At 68.9% G+C, this 2,637-nt stretch carries 5 protein-coding genes; all 5 read right to left on the reverse strand.

Features of this window, described 5'->3' with window-relative positions:
- Positions 1 to 180: hypothetical protein (locus tag AC3XYG_RS02780; protein ID WP_489138284.1), on the reverse strand; the 180-nt coding region annotated here is incomplete at its 3' end.
- A gap of 2 nt (positions 181 to 182) precedes the next feature.
- The gene (locus tag AC3XYG_RS02785) at positions 183 to 590 is read right to left on the reverse strand and encodes an NlpC/P60 family protein (RefSeq protein WP_489138285.1); all 408 of its coding nucleotides are present in this window, start codon (positions 588 to 590) and stop codon (positions 183 to 185) included.
- Positions 577 to 1,431, reverse strand: a complete 855-nt coding sequence (locus AC3XYG_RS02790) for a phage/gene transfer agent baseplate hub protein (protein WP_489138286.1) — start codon at positions 1,429 to 1,431, stop codon at positions 577 to 579. Before AC3XYG_RS02790 ends, AC3XYG_RS02785 begins: the two co-directional genes overlap by 14 nt.
- Positions 1,428 to 2,075 carry a DUF2460 domain-containing protein gene (locus AC3XYG_RS02795; RefSeq protein WP_489138287.1) on the reverse strand — a complete coding sequence of 216 codons (648 nt, stop codon included), beginning with the start codon at positions 2,073 to 2,075 and terminating at the stop codon, positions 1,428 to 1,430. Before AC3XYG_RS02795 ends, AC3XYG_RS02790 begins: the two co-directional genes overlap by 4 nt.
- Positions 2,076 to 2,088: 13 nt before the next feature.
- A partial coding sequence (locus AC3XYG_RS02800; protein WP_489138288.1) for a phage tail tape measure protein occupies positions 2,089 to 2,637 on the reverse strand: 549 nt, incomplete at its 5' end.

Here is a 2,637-nt window from a genome sequence, read left to right on the forward strand (position 1 = left end):
CGACTGGCCATAGGCTGATGACGTCAAGCTGAGGTCGCTCAGCTGCGGGCCTTCCGTGATCTGGCCTTTGCCAGGGAACAACACGCCGCCGAGAACCGATCCGCGCGCGAAGCCAAGGCCAGGTGCTCCGAAGGCCCAGCCGACGCCGGCGCCGGCGATGCCGATGGCGAGACGGCCCATCGTCAGGCCTCCCGATCCGGCAGGGCGAAGGCATGCGTCGCCCGATCGGCCCAGAAATCGAAGGGGTCTTCGACCACCTCGCCCGAGCGGGCATGGGCATGGACCAGTGACCAGCCATGCGGCCCCGAGCCCAGGATGCCACAATGACAGGGGTAGATGGACTCGCGGAACAGGATGATCAGATCCTCGCGCAGGTCGCCCAGCGACGCCGGCCGGGTTCGCGCCGCGATCTCATGCACGACGTCATAGCCGCTGGCGCCGCGGACATATTCCGCGACGTCTTCGACCGTATGGCCGATGTCGCGGGCGGCGAGCAGCGCCAGGCCGACGCAGTCGATGCCGAAGCGCGACCGGCCCATATGGCGCCAGGTCACGCCGAGATAGGTGCGGGCGGCTTCAACCAGTCGCATCGGGGTACTTCAGGATCTGGTCGCGGCCAGGTAGTAGGAACTCACCGCGATAGTTGATGACATTGGCCCAACGGAAGCAGGCGTCCCGCGTCCGCTCGCAGCCGGGGGTCAATTCGAGCATGTCGCCGGCGGCCGGCAGATACGGCGCCGGCAGGTGCAGGACCAGGGTGCCGGCCTGGGTCCAACTGCGGATCTCGATCGCCTTGCCGGTGTTCGGCCCGCTGCGGAAGACGGCCAGGCCGCCGTTGAACCAGCCGTCGACTGCTCTCGGGTCGGCGCAGCTGGCGATGATCGTCCGCCGATCACCCGCCTGGGTGACTGTGGCCGCAGCCCGCAGCGGCGCCAGCTCTTTCTTGCAGCGCGCGTCTCCGAAATCCGCGCGGCAGTCGGTCTGGTAGACCTCCCCGACATTCTGCGACAGCGCCTGGGACAGGCCGCGCAGCTCGGTCTTGAAGGTGTCGTCGGGCGCGGTCGCGACCTCGCCCAGTCGGCCGCGACGCAGCAGCATCTGGCCCTGCGACAGGTCCGCCCAATTGACCTGGAAGATCCGCACCTCGGCGTAGTCGAACAGGCCGGCCCGGATCTCTTCGGGCTTGATCGTGTCGTGATCGAGCACGCCGGCCAGGTCGAGGTTGTCGACGGCCAGGCCGCTCTGGTTGGCAATGGCGGTGCGGGTGTAGCCCGAGCCGGCCGAGTACAGCACGCCGTCGATTGTAAGATCCCGATCGTGGTCGGTGTAGCCGAGCACCGGGCCATCAACCCGGGCCAGGCGCCAGCAGGTGGCCAGGGTGGTCAGCTCGCCGTCGAGGTGCGAGCGGTAGGCTGCGCTGATGGCCTTCATTCCTTGATCTCCCGGATGGGGATCGAAGGGATCGAGCCCAGCTGGCCGCTGCTCAGCTCCAGGTCTAACTCATCGACATCGAAGCGGACGGGCACGTCGAATTCGCAGGCGGTCTCGATCACGGCGGCCTTTGCCGGGGCCGTGCCGAACAGCACCAGGCCGGTGTTCGCGTCGACCGCGACCCTGCCCGCCGGCGGCATCGGCCGGGGCGTCGGCGGGAGCGCCGCATCCCATCCATCCGCCATCAGCGTCTGCAGGACTCCGTTGACCCAGATCTGGATGGTGCCGCGAACCGGCCGGGTGATTGGCCTGTCGAACGGCGCAGGGCCTTCGGGCTCGTACCGCTTGAAGATCTGGAAGACGCGCAGCGCAGCGTCGCCGACACCGATCGCCTGGCGCGCGAGCTGAAAATCCGCCCAGTCTCGGAACCGGAAGCCGCGCGCCCTGGCTCGACGGGCATAGAAGAACGCGATGACGGGCCGAAGGCCGGCAAGCTCGTCAATGGCGAAGCCGATGTCCCACTTGCCCCGGCTGCGCGACCAGTTCTGATTGCGCTTCTCGCGGCCGGAGGCAAGGTCGGCGATCGTGGTGTTGAAGCCGGGGCCGCCCTTGGCGCCGCGCTCGATATAGATGGGCAGGCGCACATCATCGAAGGAGCTAGCCATTGCCGTTCCTCCGAACCTGCCGGCGAATTTCCGCCCCCATCGCCGAGGTCAGCTGACCGCGCGAACGGCGGAAGCTGTCGGCGTCGGTGACGCCGTGGAAATGGATCTCCATCGACGGCAGATCCCCACGCCGGCTGCGCGACGCCGCGGGCGTCGACCCGCTCGATGCCGACTGCGGCGAGGCGGCCAGGCCGCTGGGAGGAGCTGCCGGCAGCTCGAAGCCTCCGAACACCCCGCCGCGGGCATGCGGCACCGGCGGCGGCAAGGAGACCCCCAGCGAGCCATCCGCCATGCGCGTGAGATGGGCCGGCACGATCTGGCCATTCTGGTTGGAAGCGCGCACCGCCAGGCCACCGGCGCCGGTGATCAGCGGCATGATGGCCTCGGGGCCGGCCTCGCCCATCAGGCCGGTCCTGCCACCCGCCATGGGGAAATACGTCGGCGCCGAGACAACGGTGCCGGCGGCATAGGCATGCACCGGCGCGCCGGCGGCGAAGGCCGCACCCTGGCGAAAACCGAGCATCGACGGCACCAGCGAGAC

Source organism: Inquilinus sp., from assembly GCF_057815775.1.

Bases quoted from the DNA above. Each gene is read 5' to 3' on its own strand.
- AC3XYG_RS02785 (WP_489138285.1), bottom strand. From the start codon at position 590: ATGCGACTGGTTGAAGCCGCCCGCACCTATCTCGGCGTGACCTGGCGC.
- AC3XYG_RS02790 (WP_489138286.1), bottom strand. From the start codon at position 1,431: ATGAAGGCCATCAGCGCAGCCTACCGCTCGCACCTCGACGGCGAGCTG.